General features: G+C 33.7%; 2 protein-coding genes. One reads left to right on the top strand and one right to left on the bottom strand.

The genetic code is table 11. The features are described from left to right. Positions 1-277 (top strand): hypothetical protein (locus V7183_RS17940; protein WP_335360348.1); only part of this gene is annotated, 277 nt, incomplete at its 5' end. 251 nt (positions 278-528) lie between these two features. On the opposite strand, the gene V7183_RS17935 is transcribed toward V7183_RS17940, so the two are convergent. Next, positions 529-710, bottom strand: a 182-nt coding sequence (locus V7183_RS17935; protein ID WP_335360347.1) for a hypothetical protein, incomplete at its 5' end; no start/stop codon positions are given.

Raw genomic sequence — 710 nt, 5'->3', positions numbered from 1 at the left:
GCCGACTGAAGAAGAATTATATAACTACTGGATTTTATGGGAACAAACCCCTGTTGAAGAACGTTTAAGGGAGCCTAAGCTTGTAACCCCATGGGATTTTGAATCTATGATTGATGCGTTTGCTTGCGGAGAATATGAACTGATATCTTGTGAAAAGGCATCAAACAATATTGGAAGAATTGAATTTCATCCCTATGCATGGCCATATGGGGGCAGCGATGTGTTTAGAGCGTTGATTGCGTATAGTGGATTCAAAATTATCGATGAGAGCGTATAAGTAGAGAATAAATAATAGTTTGGGAGAAGTGAAAATGAAAGAAGAAATGAAGCAGTATTTTCACAAATTACTTAAGGCGTGGAAAGACTATAATCATTCATTACCAAAATATTTGTGGATAGAAGAAGCTGTTTTAATCATGGCAATTCTCGTTTTCATAAGATGTGAACCAGTATTTGTTTTTTACATTATGCAATTCTTATTAGCAGCTTGCTACACTGTTCTACATTTATTAAGGAAGCATTCTGTAATCAGGATATACCATTTGTCATATCAAAAGCATCTTCATTAAATGAAGCAGTATCAATGGTAGGAACTGGTATTTCTAGGTTATTTCTAGTTAAATTTTCTTGAGCTACTAGTTTCTTTATTAATTCTGTAATATTTTTAGTTGCGGCTATTTTCTTTTCTTCCTTAAAAAGAATGAACCCTA

The organism is Bacillus sp. JJ1127 (genome assembly GCF_036965845.1).
In the GTDB taxonomy this organism is placed as follows: domain Bacteria; phylum Bacillota; class Bacilli; order Bacillales; family Bacillaceae_G; genus Bacillus_A.
The sequence above is the reverse complement of the archived record's forward strand: the minus strand, read 5'-3'. Positions and strand labels throughout refer to the sequence as shown.